Origin of the sequence: Pandoraea sp. (assembly GCF_004297875.1) — a bacterium.
Taxonomy (GTDB): Bacteria; Pseudomonadota; Gammaproteobacteria; order Burkholderiales; family Burkholderiaceae; genus Pandoraea.
This window is the reverse complement of sequence record NZ_SCSK01000006.1, coordinates 207,004-223,933: the sequence shown is the minus strand read 5'-3', so window position 1 is coordinate 223,933 and position 16,930 is coordinate 207,004. Positions and strand designations below refer to the sequence as shown.

Annotated in this window: 17 protein-coding genes; 7 read left to right on the top strand and 10 right to left on the bottom strand. The window is 63.7% G+C overall.

Annotated elements, in window-relative coordinates; all coding sequences use genetic code 11:
• Positions 1 to 278: 278 nt before the first annotated feature.
• Complete coding sequence (gene tgt / locus EPN80_RS03305; RefSeq protein ID WP_293023631.1) at positions 279 to 1,409, bottom strand: tRNA guanosine(34) transglycosylase Tgt; 1,131 nt, start codon at positions 1,407 to 1,409, stop codon at positions 279 to 281.
• A gap of 46 nt (positions 1,410 to 1,455) precedes the next feature.
• Positions 1,456 to 2,541 carry a tRNA preQ1(34) S-adenosylmethionine ribosyltransferase-isomerase QueA gene (gene queA, locus EPN80_RS03300; RefSeq protein ID WP_293023629.1) on the bottom strand — a complete coding sequence of 362 codons (1,086 nt, stop codon included), beginning with the start codon at positions 2,539 to 2,541 and terminating at the stop codon, positions 1,456 to 1,458.
• Between the two features lie 52 nt (positions 2,542 to 2,593).
• Between queA and recG the strand changes: the two genes are divergently transcribed.
• From recG to EPN80_RS03280, 4 genes are all read left to right on the top strand, one after another.
• On the top strand, positions 2,594 to 4,765 hold the full coding sequence (gene recG / locus EPN80_RS03295) for an ATP-dependent DNA helicase RecG (RefSeq protein WP_293023627.1): 2,172 nt from the start codon (positions 2,594 to 2,596) through the stop codon (positions 4,763 to 4,765).
• A gap of 188 nt (positions 4,766 to 4,953) precedes the next feature.
• Positions 4,954 to 5,244 carry a DUF4148 domain-containing protein gene (locus EPN80_RS03290; protein WP_293023624.1) on the top strand — a complete coding sequence of 97 codons (291 nt, stop codon included), beginning with the start codon at positions 4,954 to 4,956 and terminating at the stop codon, positions 5,242 to 5,244.
• A 193-nt stretch (positions 5,245 to 5,437) separates the two neighbouring features.
• Complete coding sequence (locus tag EPN80_RS03285) at positions 5,438 to 6,382, top strand: LysR substrate-binding domain-containing protein (RefSeq protein ID WP_047215933.1); 945 nt, start codon at positions 5,438 to 5,440, stop codon at positions 6,380 to 6,382.
• A 347-nt stretch (positions 6,383 to 6,729) separates the two neighbouring features.
• The gene (locus EPN80_RS03280; protein WP_293023619.1) at positions 6,730 to 7,218 is read left to right on the top strand and encodes a Dps family protein; all 489 of its coding nucleotides are present in this window, start codon (positions 6,730 to 6,732) and stop codon (positions 7,216 to 7,218) included.
• A gap of 98 nt (positions 7,219 to 7,316) precedes the next feature.
• Here the strand turns inward: EPN80_RS03280 and EPN80_RS03275 are convergent, their stop codons facing one another.
• The 3 genes from EPN80_RS03275 to EPN80_RS03265 are packed head-to-tail and all read right to left on the bottom strand — an operon-like array spanning position 7,317 to position 10,241.
• Entirely contained in the window at positions 7,317 to 7,985 is a 669-nt protein-coding gene (locus tag EPN80_RS03275; protein ID WP_293023617.1) for an anaerobic ribonucleoside-triphosphate reductase activating protein, read from the bottom strand.
• A 4-nt stretch (positions 7,986 to 7,989) separates the two neighbouring features.
• Positions 7,990 to 8,184, bottom strand: a complete 195-nt coding sequence (gene nrdD / locus EPN80_RS03270; RefSeq protein ID WP_293023615.1) for an anaerobic ribonucleoside-triphosphate reductase — start codon at positions 8,182 to 8,184, stop codon at positions 7,990 to 7,992.
• 26 nt (positions 8,185 to 8,210) lie between these two features.
• Complete coding sequence (locus EPN80_RS03265; RefSeq protein WP_293023614.1) at positions 8,211 to 10,241, bottom strand: ribonucleoside triphosphate reductase; 2,031 nt, start codon at positions 10,239 to 10,241, stop codon at positions 8,211 to 8,213.
• A 219-nt stretch (positions 10,242 to 10,460) separates the two neighbouring features.
• Between EPN80_RS03265 and ubiA the strand changes: the two genes are divergently transcribed.
• Positions 10,461 to 11,330, top strand: coding sequence for a 4-hydroxybenzoate octaprenyltransferase (gene ubiA / locus EPN80_RS03260; RefSeq protein ID WP_293023613.1), 870 nt, complete (start codon positions 10,461 to 10,463; stop codon positions 11,328 to 11,330).
• Between the two features lie 33 nt (positions 11,331 to 11,363).
• Here ubiA and proC read toward each other — a convergent pair whose 3' ends face one another.
• Both proC and EPN80_RS03250 read right to left on the bottom strand, forming a co-directional pair.
• A complete protein-coding gene (gene proC / locus EPN80_RS03255; protein WP_293023610.1) occupies positions 11,364 to 12,176 on the bottom strand; it encodes a pyrroline-5-carboxylate reductase in 813 nt (270 codons plus the stop codon).
• Positions 12,177 to 12,210: 34 nt separating this feature from the next.
• The gene (locus EPN80_RS03250) at positions 12,211 to 12,900 is read right to left on the bottom strand and encodes a YggS family pyridoxal phosphate-dependent enzyme (RefSeq protein ID WP_293023607.1); all 690 of its coding nucleotides are present in this window, start codon (positions 12,898 to 12,900) and stop codon (positions 12,211 to 12,213) included.
• A gap of 74 nt (positions 12,901 to 12,974) precedes the next feature.
• On the opposite strand from EPN80_RS03250, the gene EPN80_RS03245 reads away from it, so the two are divergent.
• Together EPN80_RS03245 and EPN80_RS03240 are read left to right on the top strand one after the other, a co-directional pair.
• The gene (locus tag EPN80_RS03245; protein WP_293023604.1) at positions 12,975 to 14,009 is read left to right on the top strand and encodes a type IV pilus twitching motility protein PilT; all 1,035 of its coding nucleotides are present in this window, start codon (positions 12,975 to 12,977) and stop codon (positions 14,007 to 14,009) included.
• 52 nt (positions 14,010 to 14,061) lie between these two features.
• The gene (locus tag EPN80_RS03240; RefSeq protein WP_293023602.1) at positions 14,062 to 14,550 is read left to right on the top strand and encodes a glutathione peroxidase; all 489 of its coding nucleotides are present in this window, start codon (positions 14,062 to 14,064) and stop codon (positions 14,548 to 14,550) included.
• Positions 14,551 to 14,580: 30 nt separating this feature from the next.
• Here the strand turns inward: EPN80_RS03240 and EPN80_RS03235 are convergent, their stop codons facing one another.
• From EPN80_RS03235 to glcF, 3 genes are read right to left on the bottom strand one after another with little or no spacing between them, the layout of a single operon-like run.
• Complete coding sequence (locus EPN80_RS03235; RefSeq protein WP_293023599.1) at positions 14,581 to 15,300, bottom strand: LrgB family protein; 720 nt, start codon at positions 15,298 to 15,300, stop codon at positions 14,581 to 14,583.
• Entirely contained in the window at positions 15,297 to 15,662 is a 366-nt protein-coding gene (locus EPN80_RS03230) for a CidA/LrgA family protein (protein ID WP_293023845.1), read from the bottom strand. Before EPN80_RS03230 ends, EPN80_RS03235 begins: the two co-directional genes overlap by 4 nt.
• 34 nt (positions 15,663 to 15,696) lie before the next feature.
• A complete protein-coding gene (gene glcF / locus EPN80_RS03225) occupies positions 15,697 to 16,920 on the bottom strand; it encodes a glycolate oxidase subunit GlcF (protein WP_293023596.1) in 1,224 nt (407 codons plus the stop codon).
• Between the last annotated feature and the right edge of the window lie 10 nt (positions 16,921 to 16,930).

Below are 16,930 nucleotides of genomic sequence, written 5' to 3'. Positions count from 1 at the left end.
GCTGCTGGTCGGGCTGCCAGCGGTAGTCTGGGCAAAAGCGTTGGAAATCAGCACGTTCGGTTCTCCAAAATGGTGTGGTCGGAAGTCGATGGCCAGGCAGAGTTTGACTTATTCCAGAATGTCGGGCAAACGGAATGCCACGCCCCCATAATCAGAATATTCCCATCACAGCATAGGACGTTGCGATGGTGCTCTGGCCTCTCAGCGGGCATTAGGTTCCTCCCGCTTTTCAAGTAGCCGAACATTCTACCATCGCTGGCGCACCAATCGACGATCCGTCAATCGACGCCTTGCGCGCGCTCGTGATGGAATTGTCGGACGAAGTTGTCGAACTGCCGGGTTTCGATGGCCGTGCGCATGTCTCGCATGAGTTGCAGATAATAATGCAGGTTGTGAATGGTGTTGAGCCGGGCGCCGAGAATCTCCCCGGCACGCTGCAAATGATGGAGATAGGCGCGCGAGAAGTTGCGACAGGTGTAGCACGCGCAACTCGCATCGAGCGGGCGAGTATCGCTCTTGTGCGCGGCATTGCGAATTTTCAGGTCGCCCAAGCGCGTGAACAGCCAGCCATTGCGGGCGTTGCGCGTGGGCATCACGCAATCGAACATGTCCACGCCGGCGGCCACCCCTGCCACCAGGTCTTCGGGCGTGCCGACTCCCATCAGGTAGTGCGGTTTGTTGGCGGGCAGGCGCGGCGCGACGTGAGCCAGCACGCGCATCATGTCCTCCTTGGGTTCGCCCACCGACAGGCCACCGATCGCGTAACCGTGGAAGTCGAGCTCGGTCAGCCCGGCTAGCGATTCGTCACGCAAATGCTCGTACATGCCGCCCTGCACAATGCCGAACAGCGCATTGGGATTGGCCAGTCTGTCGAATTCGTCGCGCGAGCGGCGCGCCCAGCGCAGCGACATGCGCATCGAGGCGCCGGCCTCGGCCTCGGTCGCCGGGCGCCCGTCGATCTCGTACGGCGTGCATTCGTCGAACTGCATCGCGATGTCCGAATTCAGGACATGCTGAATCTGCATCGAGATTTCGGGTGACAGAAACAGCCGGTCGCCATTGATCGGCGAAGCGAATTTCACACCCTCTTCGCTGATTTTGCGCAGCTCTCCCAGGCTGAAAACCTGGAAGCCCCCGGAGTCGGTCAGAATCGGCTTGTCCCAGCCCATGAAGCGATGCAGGCCGCCGTGCGCGCCGATCGTATCCAGGCCGGGGCGCAGCCACAGGTGAAACGTGTTGCCCAGGATGATTTGCGCGCCGTTCTCGTCGAGTTCGAGCGGCGACATCGCCTTGACGGAGCCATAGGTGCCCACCGGCATGAAAATCGGCGTCTCGATCACGCCGTGGTTCAGGGTCAGGCGGCCGCGACGGGCTTGGCCGTCGGTACAGAGAAGTTCGAAGTTGAGCATGAAAGCGTCGAGCGACTGCCGCGCCCGGTTGAGCGCGGCCAGGGGGTTATTGTAGCGAGTCTGCAGCAGCGCTTTGCTGGCGGGTCAGCAGCATGGCATCGCCATAACTGAAGAAGCGGTAACGCTGCTCGATCGCATGGCGATAGGCGGCCCGGATCGTCTCGATGCCGGAGAAGGCCGAGACCAGCATCAACAGCGTCGATTTGGGCAAATGGAAGTTGGTGATGAGCCGATCGACCACCTGGAACCGATAACCGGGAGTGATGAAAATGTCGGTCTCGGCGCTACCCGGCTGCAGGGTGCCCGGCGGCTGTCCTGCGGCCAGCGCGGCTTGCGCGGCCGATTCGAGCGCGCGCATCGAGGTGGTGCCCACCGCGATCACCCGCCCGCCGGCCGCGCGCGTGGCAGCCACCGCGTCCAGCAGTTCCTGAGTCAGGCGATACCACTCGGTGTGCATGCGGTGCTCGGCGATGTTTTCCACCCGCACTGGCTGAAAAGTGCCGGCTCCGACATGCAGCGTGAGCGTGGCCCGTCGGATGCCGCGCTGATCGAGCTGGTCGAGCAGCGCATCGTCGAAATGCAAAGCGGCAGTCGGCGCGGCCACCGCTCCCGGGTGACGGGCAAATACGGTTTGATAGCGCGTTTCGTCATAATCGGTCGCGTCGTGCGTGATGTATGGCGGCAAGGGCAGCCGTCCATGCGCCTCGATCAGGGTGTAGCAATCCTGCGGAAAATGCAGCGTGAAGAACGGCTCGACACGCTCTCCGACGGTGACGTCGAACGCATCGGCCAGGCGCAAGGTCGAACCGGCGCCTGGACTCTTGCTGGCCCGGATCTGCGCCAGCGCGGTGCGCTCGTCGAGCACGCGCTCGATCAGCACCTCAACCTTGCCGCCGCTGGCTTTTTGCCCGAAGAAGCGGGCTTTCAATACCTTGGTATCGTTGAAAACCAGCAAGTCGCCGGGCATCAGGCATTCCGGCAAAGCCGAGAAATTTCTGTCATGCAACACGGGTGCGGGCGTATCGCTGCAGGCGTCGACCTCCAGCAGGCGACTGGCGCTGCGCTGGGGCAAGGCACTTTGGGCGATCAACTCGCCGGGCAAGTCGAAATCGAAATCGGAAAGGGTATACATCCTGCGTTTACAATGAGGAGCAGCCGCTATTTTACTTGTGTTGACCCAATCGATGACCGAGCGCCGTTCGAAAGCGAAAGACCAGGCCACGCCCGACCGGGATCCGGCGCCAGCAGAACAGGCCGATAGTCAGCGGCTCAGTCCGGCGCCGGCGGCACGCGCCAAGCCGCGCCCGGCGGACAAACTGGCCAAGCTTGGGCTGGCGCGCGACATCGATCTCATCCTGCATCTGCCGATGCGTTACGAGGACGAGACGACGCTCACGCCAATCGACAATCTCCTGCCGGGGCAGAACGCCCAGGTGGAGGGCGTGGTAGTCGCCAGCGAGGTCACCTTTCGGCCGCGCCGCCAATGGGTCGTGCGCGTGCAGCAAGGCGAAGAAGAGCTGACGCTGAGATTCTTGAATTTCTACGGCAGTCAGCAGAAACAACTCGCGCCTGGCGTGCGGGTAAGGGTGCGCGGCGACGTGCGCGGCGGCTTCTTTGGCCTGGAAATGGTTCATCCTGCTTACCGGGTGGTGGACGAAGGAGCGCCGCTGCCGCAATCGCTCACGCCGGTCTACCCGAGCACGGCCGGCGTCAGTCAAGCCTATTTGCGCCGGGCGATTGCCAATGCGCTCGAGCGCACGCCGTTACCCGAACAGTTGCCGCCCGGAATACTGAATGACGCGCTGGGGGTGCTGGCCAACGGCGCCTTGCCGTCCCTGGCCGACGCCGTACGGCTGCTGCACAATCCGCCGGCCAATGCGCCACAGGCCGCGCTCGTCGAGCGCAGCCATCCGGCCTGGCTGCGCATCAAGTTCGAGGAACTGCTGGCCCAGCAGTTGTCGCTCAAGCGCGCGCAGGCCGCACGCAGGCGCGTGGCTGCGCCCCGCCTGTGCGGCACGCCGCGCGCCGATGGGCTGCTGGCGCGCTTCGAGTCCGCCTTGCCGTTCGCATTGACCGGGGCTCAGCAGCGCGTCTGGCGCGAAATTCGCGCCGACCTGGCGGCACCGCATCCGATGCAGCGCCTTCTGCAGGGCGACGTCGGCAGCGGCAAGACGATTATTGCCGCGCTGGCGGCGGCGCAAACCATTGACGCCGGGTATCAGGCCGCCATCATGGCACCTACGGAAATCCTCGCCGAGCAGCATCTGCTGAAGCTCTCGGCCTGGCTGGCGCCGCTCGGCGTGCGGGTGGTCTGGCTGGCGGGCAGCCTGAAGGCGCGCGAAAAGCGCGCGGCCCTGGCGCAGGTGACCAGCGGCGAAGCCCAGTTGGTGATCGGCACGCACGCGATGATTCAGGATACCGTCGAATTCGCCCGGCTCGGACTGGCGGTGGTCGACGAACAGCACCGGTTCGGTGTCGCGCAGCGTCTGGCGCTGCGCGGCAAGATTGCCACAACGTCTGATGCCGGCGGCGCGGTGCCGCATCAACTGATGATGAGCGCCACGCCGATCCCGCGCACCTTGGCGATGACCTACTATGCCGACCTGGATGTGTCGCTGATCGACGAATTGCCGCCGGGCCGGGTGCCCGTGCTGACCAAAGTCATCAGCGATACGCGCCGCGAAGAAGTCGTGGCGCGCGTGCGTGCCGCGGCGCTGGCCGGGCGGCAGGTCTACTGGGTGTGCCCGCTGATCGAGGAGAGCGAGGCGCTGCAGCTGCAAACGGCGATCGACACGCACCAGCAACTGATGGCCGCCTTACCCGAATTGCAGGTGGGCCTGGTGCATGGTCGTCTGCCACCGGCCGACAAGGCCGCGGTGATGGATGCATTCACGCGCGGCACGCTGCATCTGCTGGTGGCCACCACGGTCATCGAGGTGGGGGTGGATGTGCCGAATGCTTCGCTGATGGTCGTCGAGCATGCCGAGCGCTTCGGTCTGGCGCAACTGCACCAGTTGCGCGGGCGGGTCGGTCGCGGGCAGGCCGAATCAGTCTGTGTGCTGATGTACGCCACGCCCCTGTCGTTGACCGCCAAGGCCCGTCTGCAAACCATGCGCGAGACCGGCGATGGTTTCGAGATCGCGCGCCGCGACCTTGAAATACGCGGGCCGGGGGAATTCCTCGGGGCTCGGCAGTCCGGCGCGGCAATGTTGCGGTTCGTCGATCTCGTGGAAGATGCCTGGCTGATCGAGCCCGCCCGGCAGGCCGCCGAGGCGCTGTTGCGTGACGATCCCGTCGGCGTGGCTGCACATCTCGAACGCTGGCTGGGGGCGCGAGAAGCCTTTCTCAGCGCCTGATGTTTGAGTTCGCGCACCCAACCAGCACGTCATTGAGCGCAATTGGGATGCCATCGATTATTCCATTGGCGACAACAATGAATTTCACTAATCGATGTTTTTATTCGATAGCATAGGGAATACACTGATCCTGTCGGCGGTGCAAATACCTTGAATGCCGCCCCCTTATATTCGACAGGAGAAATGTCATGAAAACCCCTCTGATTGTTGCCGCTCTGTTGTCCGCTTTTGTTGCTGCCCCGGTGTTTGCTCGCGGTAGCGCCGATGTGGGTACCGATACGTCATGGATCGGTGTGAGCACGCTGAGCCGTGCCGCAGTGCGCGCCGACCTGATCAATGCGGAATCGCAAGGCCTGGTGCAACAAACCAATACGGTTTATCCGAAAGCAGCGCCTGCCGCGCAAGCCTTGGCCAGCGCGCCGGTGCCCGCCGGACTGGTGGTCGCCAGCGTGAATTCCAATCTGTATTCGAACCAGTAACGCGACAGCAGGTTATACCGGATGCGCGCAGGCGCATCCCCGGCCCCGGTCCAGCGCGAATCGCCCGGCCGGGGCTTTGCTTTTTTGCGGGAGGCCGCGCCGCGGTGCAAGGGAGTTGGCCCGATGTTTTCTTACATACATTTGTGCTATAAAAAAGAAAATCTATCATTTCCCCGTAGCCGATAAATTTCATATGACGCTCACCGAACTCAAATACATCGTGGCCGTGGCGCGCGAGCGTCATTTCGGCCGGGCTGCCGAAGCCTGTTTCGTCAGCCAGCCGACGCTGTCGGTGGCGATCAAGAAACTCGAAGACGAACTGAACATGCAAATCTTCGAGCGTGGCGCCGCCGAGGTCAGCGTCACGCCGCTGGGCGAGCAGATCGTCGCGCAGGCGCAGCGCGTGCTCGAACAGACCTTGGCTATCAAGGAACTGGCCAAGCAGGGGCGCGACCCGCTGGCCGGGCCGCTGCGCCTGGGCGTGATTTACACGATCGGACCGTATTTGCTGCCGGCGCTGGTCAAGGAAATGATCGAGCGGGTGCCGCAGATGCCGTTGATGCTGCAGGAGAACTACACGCTCAAGCTGATCGAGTTGCTCAAGCAGGGTGAGATCGATGCGGCCGTCATGGCGCTGCCTTTCCCGGAAAGCGGGTTGATGGTGCGTCCGCTCTACGACGAGCCGTTCGTAGTGGCGCTGCCGCGTCATCATGAGTGGGTCGAGCGCAAATCGATTGCCGCTGGCGACCTCAAGCAGGAGACCATGCTGCTGCTCGGTAGCGGCCATTGCTTTCGCGATCATGTGCTGGGCGTGTGCCCGGAGCTGATGCGTTTTTCCCAGAATGCCGACGGAATCCAGAAAACCTTCGAGGGATCGTCGCTCGAGACCATCCGCCACATGGTTGCCAGCGGCGTGGGCATCACGGTGCTGCCGATGACGTCGGTGCCCGACATTCATGCCAAGGATGGGCTGCTGCGCTATGTGCCGTTCGAGGCGCCGGTGCCCGACCGTCGGGTGGTGCTGGCCTGGCGCAAGAGTTTCACGCGCATGCCGGCGATCGAAGCCGTGTGCGAGGCCATCAAGGCATGTCAGCTGCCGGGTGTGAAGATGCTCGATTTGCCCGTCTCGGCAAACTGAACGCCGGGTGCGGCGCTGCCCGAGCGGCACTGGCACGACATTTTTTATCGAGCGGATTTCAATAATCAATTGGAACGCGCGAATTGCGAACGCTAAGATCGTTACGTCGACTCTGTTGATGGCGCCAAGGAGGCCACGATGAGAATTGAGCGAAACGATCCGACGACCTGGCGCGATATGTCGCGCATGGTGCAGCATGTTCTGGCCAGCTACGCGCTGACGGTATAGTGCCTGACGAGACGCATCGACTGCTCGCGGTGTGTGATCGGCAAGGCCGTCCCGCGGCGAATTTTGGGCAACCCCGCCAGCCAGCGGCTTAGCCTCAACCTTTATTTCAGAGGAACCCCATGGCAAAGAAAAATAGCGTCACCGTGGTCAATATCGGCATCAGCGACAAGGATCGCAGGAAAATCGTCGAAGGCCTCAATCATTTGCTGGCCGACACTTACACGCTGTACCTGAAGACCCATAATTTCCATTGGAATGTCACCGGCCCGATGTTCAACACGCTGCACCTGATGTTCGAGGCGCAGTACACCGAGCTTGCCCTGGCTGTCGATCTGATCGCCGAGCGCATTCGCGCGCTGGGCTTCCCGGCGCCGGGCACTTACCGGGAGTTTGCCGCGCTGTCGTCGATTGCCGAAGCCGAGGGCGTGCCCACGGCCGACGAAATGATTGCGCAACTGGTTGCCGGCCAGGAGGCCGTGGTGCGCACCGCGCGCTCGATTTTCCCGATCGTCGATGACGCCCATGACGAGCCGACGGCCGACCTGCTCACGCAACGCATGCAGGTGCACGAAAAAACCGCCTGGATGCTGCGCGCCCTGCTGCAATAAGCGGCGCGCCGGGCGAAGCAAAACCCGCGCCGGGTCGCTGGCGCGGGTTTTTTTGCGTCCGCCTGCGGCCCGCTGGTGTGGGCGGAAGGATCGGCTGCTCAGGATTCGCGAATCGTGAAGCGCTCGAAGCGCCCCGCCAATCGCTCGGCCAGACCTTTCATGGCCGGCGCCGGCATGCCGGGCAGGCGGCACGCCTGTACGCTCCAGGCGCGCACATCCAGGCGCGCCAGCGCATCGCCCAAGGCCAGCAGTTCCGGTTCGGGAAACAGCGCCGGGTGCCAGGTCGTCCGGCACTCATAATCGGTCCCGCTTTCCTGGATCAGCCGCAATGACTGCATCACCTTGGCCGAGGCGCGTGGCGCACCCACGATACTCTCGTGGAATATGACGGGAGCCTTGATATCCAGGCCGATCCAGTCCACCAGCGGCAGTACCGCAGCCAGCCGCTCCGGGGCCATGCCGGCGCTGTGCAGGGCGACGCGCAACCCCAGGTCGCGAACCGCTTGCGCGGCCTCGGGCAGGGCGGATTGCAGCGTCGGCTCGCCGCCCGAGAACACGACGCCATCGAGCAGGCCGCGCCGACGGCCGAGAAACGCCAGCACATCGTCCCAGGAGCGTTCGGCAGGCGCATCGGCCGGAATCAGATGCGCGTTCTGGCAGTAGACGCAACGCCAGGCGCAGCCCTGGCAGAACACCACCGCCGCAAGGTGTCCGGGAAAATCGATGGAAGTCAGCGGCACAAGGCCGCCGACCCGCAGGGCGGCCATGAGATCAAGCCGCCTGGTTACAGCGTCGCTCGCTGAAAAAGCGGCGTTCGGCATGTTCGCCCTTCTTGCCGATATTGAAGCTGGCCACCGGGCGGTGATAGCCCATCACCCGTGTCCAGACTTCGCAGGGCTGGCGCTCTTCGTCCCTCAATTCAATGGTTTCGGCGCTCAGGCGGGTGGGTTCGGATAGTTCGATCATGGTGTCACCTTTTACGAGTGGTGGAATCAAGCGACGAGCTGGCCGCGCTTGCGCGCCAGGATTTCTTCGTCGCACTTGGGGCAGAACGCGTGTTCCCCGGCCAGATAGCCATGCGTGGGGCAAATGGAAAAAGTGGGTGTAACGGTGATGTACGGCAGGCGAAAATTCTCCAGTGCCCGGCGTACCAGTCGCTTGCAAGCCTCGCCGCTGGACAGGCGCTCTCCCATGTAGAGATGCAGCACGGTGCCGCCGGTGTATTTGGCTTGCAGGGCTTCCTGGCGCTCCAGGGCTTCGAAAGGGTCGTCGGTGCACCCTACCGGCAGTTGCGAGGAATTGGTGTAGTACGGCTGCGCCGCCGTGCCGGCCTGGAGGATGTCCGGCCAGCGCTTGCTGTCCTCCTTGGCGAAACGGTAGGTGGTGCCCTCGGCGGGTGTTGCCTCGAGGTTATACATGTGCCCGGTTTCCTCCTGAATGGCAACGATGCGCGCACGCACGTGATCCAGAAAGCGCAAGGCGAAAGCGTGGCCCCAGTCGGTGGTAATGTCGTGCTCGTCGCCGCTGAAGTTTCGGATCATCTCGTTGATGCCATTCACCCCGAGCGTCGAGAAATGGTTGCGCAACGTGCCGAGATAGCGCTTGGTATAAGGAAACAGCCCCTGGTCCATCAACTGCTGGATGAGCTTGCGTTTGACCTCGAGCGTATCGCGGCCGATCGCCAGCAGCTCGTCGAGCCGCGTCTGCAATCCTGCTTCGTCACTTTGGTACAAATAGCCCAGGCGCGCGCAGTTGATCGTGACCACGCCGATACTGCCGGTCTGCTCGGCACTGCCGAACAGGCCGTTGCCGCGCTTGAGCAACTCGCGCAGATCCAGCTGCAGCCGGCAGCACATGGAACGAACCATATTGGGTTTCAGTTCCGAGTTCACGAAGTTCTGGAAGTAAGGCAGGCCATATTTGGCGGTCATGTCGAACAGCCGCGCGGCGTTCTCGCTTTCCCAGGGGAACGCCGGCGTGATGTTGTACGTCGGAATGGGAAAGGTAAACACCCGGCCCTTGGCGTCGCCTTCGGTCATGACCTCGAGGTAGGCCTGGTTGATCAGGTCCATCTCGGCCTGCAATTCGCCATAGGCAAAGGGCATCTCCTGGCCGCCGATCACCGGGACCTGCTCGCGCAGATCGTCCGGGCAGGTCCAGTCGAAGGTCAGGTTGGTGAATGGGGTCTGGGTGCCCCAGCGGGACGGCACGTTGAGGTTATAGATCAGCTCCTGGATGTGCTGCTTGACCTCCCGGTAGGTCATTCGATCCTTGCGCACGAACGGCGCCATGTAAGTGTCGAAGGACGAGAACGCCTGGGCGCCGGCCCATTCATTCTGCATGGTGCCGAGGAAGTTGACGATCTGTCCGACCGCGCTCGACAGATGCCTGGGCGGCGCCGCTTCCACCTTGCCCGGTACGCCGTTGAACCCCTCGGTGAGCAGGGTGCGCAGCGACCAGCCGGCGCAGTAGCCCGAGAGCATGTCCAGGTCATGGATGTGGATGTCGCCCTCCCGGTGAGCCGCGCCGGCCTCCGGGGCATAGACGTGAGACAGCCAGTAGTTGGCGGTGACCTTGCCGGCCACGTTGAGAATCAGGCCACCCAGCGAATAACCCTGATTGGCATTGGCATTGACGCGCCAATCCTGGCGATTCAGGTATTCGTTGATGGATGACGCCACATCTACCTGGGCTTTGCGGTCCTGACGCAGATTCGCGTGCCGCTCGCGATAGACGATATAGGCGCGCGCGGTTCTCAGATAACCGGCGGCGATCAGGGTGAGTTCGACCACGTCCTGAATCTGCTCGATGGCGGGCGTCTGCCCCGGAAAACGGTCACTTACCGTCCTGACGACCTGGGCGCCGAGCAATTCGGCCTGGCAGGCGCCGAATTCGCCGCTGGCCTGGCCCGCGCGGGCAATCGCGGAGCGGATTTTGGTGGCGTCGAACGGTAGCCGGCGTCCGTCGCGCTTGCGCACCTCGCAGGGCAGGTCGCTCGGTTCGGTATCGGGCATTGCTGACATCGTGCGGCTCCTTTTGCACTATAGGTTGTGGTCATGGTATTTTCTGACCACAAAATATTGTGTGATCTAGGTCAAAGGAACGAGCCTCGCACCGGCGCGGTCGTGCGCTCGGGCACAGCACATCATGGCCGGCGTCAGCATCAGCGTCGGGCTTGGCAACAGGTACCGCACCGGCCATCTGTCCTACAATGCGCACATGTGATGATTCGACTGTGTGCCATGCTCACTCAACGCTTGCCCCTGTATTTCCGGCTGGTTCGGCTTGATAAGCCGATCGGCACGGTCCTGCTGCTATGGCCGACGCTCAATGCGCTGTGGATCGCCTCGGACGGTCATCCACCGCTGGGTGTGCTGCTGATATTTATCGTGGGCACGTTTCTGATGCGCTCGGCCGGTTGCGCAATCAACGATTACGCCGATCGCGATTTCGACAAATACGTCAAACGCACCCAGGAGCGGCCGTTGACCTCGGGGCGTATCGACGCGTGGGAAGCGCTGGCAGTCGCCGGGGTGCTCGCGCTGGCGGCCTTCTTGCTGATTCTGCCGCTCAATGGGTTGACCAAATGGCTGTCCGTGCCGGCATTGTTCGTGGCGGCCAGCTATCCTTTCATGAAGCGCTTTTTCGCCATTCCGCAGGCTTACCTGGGCGTCGCGTTCGGCTTCGGGATTCCGATGGGGTTTGCCGCGGTGCAGGGGCATGTGCCGCCGCTGGCCTGGCTGCTGCTGCTGGCCAACGTCTTCTGGTCGGTCGCCTACGATACCGAATACGCGATGGTCGACCGGGACGACGACGTGCACATCGGCATCAAGACATCGGCCATCACGTTCGGGCACTGCGACGTGGCGGCCGTGATGGCCTGCTACGCCGCGATGTTCGCCATTATCGGCGGGGTCGGCTACCACCTGCGGTTCGGCTGGCCGTTCTGGCTCGGCATCGCGGTGGCGCTAGCCTGCGCCATCTATCACTACTTCCTGATTCGGGGGCGTGAGCGCATGCGGTGTTTCGCCGCGTTTCGCCACAACAACTGGCTCGGCGCGGCGATTTTCGCCGGTATTTTCTTTCACTACCTGCTTACGCCGACGCATTGATCCCATGTGGGGCCGGCGGCTGAGCGACTAACGCTAATCGGCGCCCAACTCCGCGCCAAGCTCGCGCGAGCGCGCGTGCGCCGCGTGAATACCGCGCACGATGGCGGCCTTCACGCCGTCGTGTTCGAACGACGTCAGCGCCGCGAACGTGGTGCCCCCCTTGGAGGTAACCCGCTCGCGCAGCACGCTGGCCGGCTCGCTCGACTGTGCCGCGAGCTCGGCGGCTCCGGCGACCGTGGCGATCGCCAGCTGCCGGCCCTGTGCAGCGGAGAAGCCCAGCTCGGCGGCTGCCTGCTGCATCGCCTCGATAAAGTAGAAAACGTAGGCGGGACCACTGCCCGATAGCGCGGTGACGCCATCGAGCTGTGCCTCGTTATTGCACCAAATGACCTCCCCCGCGGCTTGCAACACGCGCTCCGCCAACTGGCGTCGCGAGGTGTCCACGCCGGATAGCGCGCAAAGGCCGGAGATGCCCTTGCCGATCAGCGCCGGCGTATTGGGCATGCAGCGCACGATCTGATCGTAGCCACCCAGCCAGCGCGACAGCACGGCCGCATGCACGCCCGCGGCGATGCTGATGACGAGCTGCCCGCGCAGATAGGGCGCAAGCGACTGCGCCGCTTCCTTCAGGTGCTGCGGCTTGACAGCCAGCACGATGGCTTCCTGGTCGCGCAAACGCTCGCTCAGTTGCGTGCTGGCGTTGATTCCGTGTGTTTTCGTCAGATGCTCGCACGTTTGTGGCGAGAGGTCGACCGCGCTCAGGTCGGTTGCTGGCACGCCCCGCCTGAGCAGGCCGCCGATCAGGGCGCCGGCCATATTGCCGCCACCGATAAATGCGATTTTCATGAAGCTCCTCACTGTCGATAAAAGAGACATCCCGTCAGGCGCGCGCACCGAAGATCGCGGTGCCGATGCGTACCAGAGTAGCACCTTCGGCGATGGCCGCCTCGAGATCCGCCGACATGCCCATCGAGAGCGTGTCGAGCGCCAGGCCCTCGGCGCGCAACTGTTCCCACAGGTGGCGCAGCGCGCGAAACGGCTCGCACTGCAGGACCGGATCGTCCTGCGGCTCGGGGATGGCCATGAGACCTCGCAGTCTCAGGCGCGGCAAGGCGGCAACCCGATGCGCCAATTGGGCCACCTCGGTTACCGCGGCGCCGCTCTTGCTGGCTTCACCGCTGATGTTGACCTGCAGGCAAACCTGCAGCGGCGGGAGGTGCGCGGGGCGCTGGGCAGATAGCCGCTCGGCGATCTTGAGCCGGTCGATCGAATGCACCCAGTCGAACTGCTCGGCGACGGGGCGCGTTTTGTTGCTTTGCAGCGGGCCGATGAAATGCCACTGCAGCGCCTCGCGAATGTCCGCCAGCGCGGCGATCTTGTCGAGCGCTTCCTGCACATAGTTTTCGCCAAAGGCCAGTTGGCCGGCGGCAAATGCGTCGCGCACCACGTCGGCGCTGACGGTTTTCGAGACGGCCAGCAGTTCAACGCTGTGCGCGGGCCGGCCGGCTTGTGCGGTGGCCGCGTCGATGCGCTGCAGGACGTTTTTCAGATTGAGAGCAATGGTGGACATGGGGGCTCGATGCTACGGTCGGCGAGGCCGGCGCAAGGTGGCGCCGCGAGACGACTTCATCGGAGTGATTATAAATGGAACTTGGCGAGCTTCTCCGGCGCGCGGCGCAGTGCGGCGCCTCGGATCTGCATTTGTCGGCGGGCATGCCGCCGTGTCTGCGCATCGATGGCGAACTGGCGCCCTGCGATTGCCCGCAACTCGGCGGCGATGACATTGCCGCAGCCCTGCAGGACTTGATGGACGAAGCTCAGCGTGCGCGCCATGCGGCGCGGCACGAATGCGATTTCTCGCTCGACTGGCCCGGCTTGCCGCGTGTGCGCGTCAATGCGTTCTGGCAGGCTCGCGGGCCGGCTGCCGCGATGCGTCTGATCGCGCGGGACGTGCCGTCGCTGGAGTCGTTGCGTTTGCCGGAGATACTGGGCGCGCTGTCGTTCAAGGCGGCTGGACTGGTGCTGGTGACCGGGCCTACCGGCTCGGGTAAATCGACCACTCTGGCGGCGCTGCTCGATCACCGCAATCGATGCCATGCCGGGCACATTCTGACCATCGAGGATCCGATCGAATACGTGCATGCGTCGCATCGCAGCCTGGTGACGCAGCGCGAAGTCGGCGCGCACACGCACAGCTTTGCCAGCGCCTTGCGCGCGGCGTTGCGCGAAGATCCGGACGCGATTCTGCTGGGCGAGCTTCGCGATCTCGACACTATTCGGCTGGCCCTGACGGCAGCCGAAACCGGCCACCTCGTGTTCGGCACGCTGCATACCCGTTCGGCCGCGCAGGCTGTGGAGCGCATCGTCGACGTGTTTCCCGGTGACGAGAAACAGGCTGCGCGCTCTTTGCTGGCCGAATCGCTCGAAGCCGTGATTGCCCAGGTACTGGTCAGGCGTGCCGACGGCCCTGGCCGGGTCGCCGCGCAAGAGATTTTTCTGACTACCCCGGCCGCGCGCAATCTGATCCGCGAGGGCAAGACGGCCCAACTTCAATCGGTGCTGCAGACCGGCCAGCATCTTGGCATGCAAACCTTCGAGCAACACCTCGCAGCACTGGCCGCGCAGGGCAGGATCGAGCGCCAGCCGGCGGCGCGGGCGTCAACCCAGCCGGGCCGCTAAGAGGCCGGATCTATGGCACACTGCGACGTGTTCAACGGCGGGCGAGGCAATCATGAGCAATATCTACGATTTTTCCGTGCGAACCTTGAGCGGCGAGGAAGTGCCGTTGCGCCAATACGCGGGCAAGACGCTGCTGATCGTCAATACCGCCAGCCAATGCGGTTTCACGCCGCAATATGCCGGGCTCGAGCGCCTCTATCAGCAATATGGCGCGCGCGGTCTGGTCGTCCTGGGTTTTCCGTGCAATCAGTTTGGTGCGCAGGAGCCCGGCAGCGCGGAGGAAATACGCAGCTTTTGCGATACGACATTTGGCGTGACTTTCCCGATGTTTGCGAAGATCGATGTCAACGGATCCGGCGCACATCCGCTCTATCAGTGGCTGACGGCCGAAAAGCCCGGTGTGCTCGGGACTCATGCGATCAAATGGAACTTCACCAAGTTCCTGGTCGGCGCCGATGGCCAGGTGCTCAAGCGCTACGCCCCAACCACCAAGCCCGAAGAGTTGCAGCAGGATATCGAGGCGGCGCTGCCGCCGGCCTGAATCGCGTCAGCGCCCGGCGCCAACCGGCGCTCAATGCCACAGACTGAGCAGCAGCGGAACCAGAATCGGCGTGAGCACGCCGTTGAGACCCATGCCCAGACCCGCAAACGCGCCGGCCTCGTCGCTCACCTGAAACGCGCGCGCGGTGCCGATACCGTGAGCAGCGACGCCGGTGGCAAAGCCACGCACCGCATAGTCCTTGATGCGCAGCGCATTCAGGATGAAGGTCGCGAGGATGGCGCCGAGAATCCCGGTCGAGATCACCAGCACCGCGGTCAGCGATGGCAAGCCGCCGATTTTGTCCGCAATGCCCATGGCGATCGGCGTGGTCACGGATTTGGGGGCAATCGACAGTGTCGTGGTGCGAGACGCGCCCAGCAGCATGGCAATGCCGGTGCCCGACACGATCGCGGTGAGCGAGCCCGCCAGCAGGCCGCCGAGCAACGGGATCGCATGGCGGCGCAGGCGCGGCCACTGCTGATAAAGCGGCACGGCCAGCGCTACGGTGGCCGGGCCGAGCAGGAAGTGCACGAACTGGGCGCCCTCGAAATAGGTCGGGTACGGCGTATGGGTGAGCGTCAGTACCGTGACCAGCAACGCGACGGCGATGGCAACCGGATTCGCCAGCGGATTGAAGCGGCAGCGCTGATAGATAGCGAATGCGGCGAGATAGGCCAGCAAGGTGGCGGTCAGGCCCAGCAACGGCGTGGTTGCCAGGTAGACCCATATGGCTGCAATGCGGGGTGTCATGCGGCATGCTCCGTGCGGCGTTTTTCCTGCCAGCGGATCAGCGCTTGCGTGACCAGTGCCGTGACCGTGATGGTCAGGGCCGTGCTGATGACCAGCGCCGCGACGATCGCCAGCCACTGTCCGCTCAGCGTATGGGCCTGCGCCATGATGCCGACGCCGGCAGGCACGAACAAGAGCGATAAATGACGCAACAACTCCTGCGAAGTGGGGGCGATGACGGGCAGCAACCGCTCGTTGGCCAGTAGCCAGAGTAATAGCAGGACCATGCCGATGACCGGTCCCGGAATCGGCAGGTGCAGCGAGTAGCTGAGAGTTTCGCCGATGGTCTGAAACATCAGCAGCACGGCGAAGGTTGTCAGCATCCGGTTGTCTTTCATATCGGTCTCCGGGGGAATGTCATACCAGCAGGCTGTCCACCAATTCGATCCAATGCTTGACTGGCGTGCGCGTGCCGCTTTGCAGGTGCGCAATGCAGCCCACGTTGGCCGACAGGATCATCGCGGGACGGTGTGCCTCGCATTGCGTCAGTTTATTGTCGCGCAGGCGCGTGGCAAGTTCTGGCTGCAGCAACGAGTAGGTGCCAGCCGAGCCGCAGCATAAGTGACTGTCTTGAATCGGCTTGAGATTGACACCCAACTCAAGCAGCAAGCGCTCGACGTCGCCACGCAGTTGCTGGCCGTGCTGCAGCGTGCAGGGAGGATGATAGGCGACCACCTGAGTACCGGGGCGGTGCGTGCGCTGCTTGAGTGTCGGCGCATGCGCCGGCAGAATCTCGCTCACGTCACGCGCGGCCGCCGCGATGCGCTCGGCCTTGGCGGCGTAGCGCGAGTCGTGCCGCAAGAGGTGTCCGTACTCCTTGACCATCGCGCCGCAACCGGAGGCATTGATCACGATCGATTCGACGCCCTGCTGGATATGAGGCCACCACGCGTCGATGTTGCGCCGCATATCATCCAGCGCGCCGGCCGAGTCGCTCAGGTGGTGCCGGATCGCACCGCAACAGCCCGCCTCGGGGGCCATGATCAACTGGATCTCGACAGCGTCGAACACGCGCGCGGTCGCGCCATTGATGTTGGGCAGCATCGCCGGCTGCACGCAGCCGGCCAGCATCAGCATCTTGCGCTGATGGGTTTGCCGGGGCCACTGGCCGCTGCTGCCGTGCAACGGAATTTTGCGGCGCAGCCGGCGCGGCAACACCGGCCGCAGAAACTGTCCCAGGCGCAATGCCGGGCCGAACAAATGCGGATTGGGCAGCAAGGTCGACAGAAACTTGCGCTGCGCGCGCTGCAGGAACGGACGTCGCGCCCGCTGCTCGGCGACCTGCCGGCCGATGTCGACCAGATGCCCGTACTCGACGCCCGACGGGCAGGTCGTTTCGCAACTGCGGCAGGTCAGGCAGCGGTCCAGGTGGCCGATGGTCCGGGTACTGATGTCGCTGCCCTCGAGCATTTGCTTGATCAGATAGATGCGTCCGCGCGGGCCGTCGAGCTCATCGCCCAGTAACTGGTAGGTCGGGCAAGTGGCGGTGCAGAATCCGCAGTGCACGCACTTGCGCAGGATAGCGTCAGCCTCGTCGCCGGCCGGGGTGCCGCGAATGAAATCAGCGAGATGGGTTTGCATGGCGCGGGCT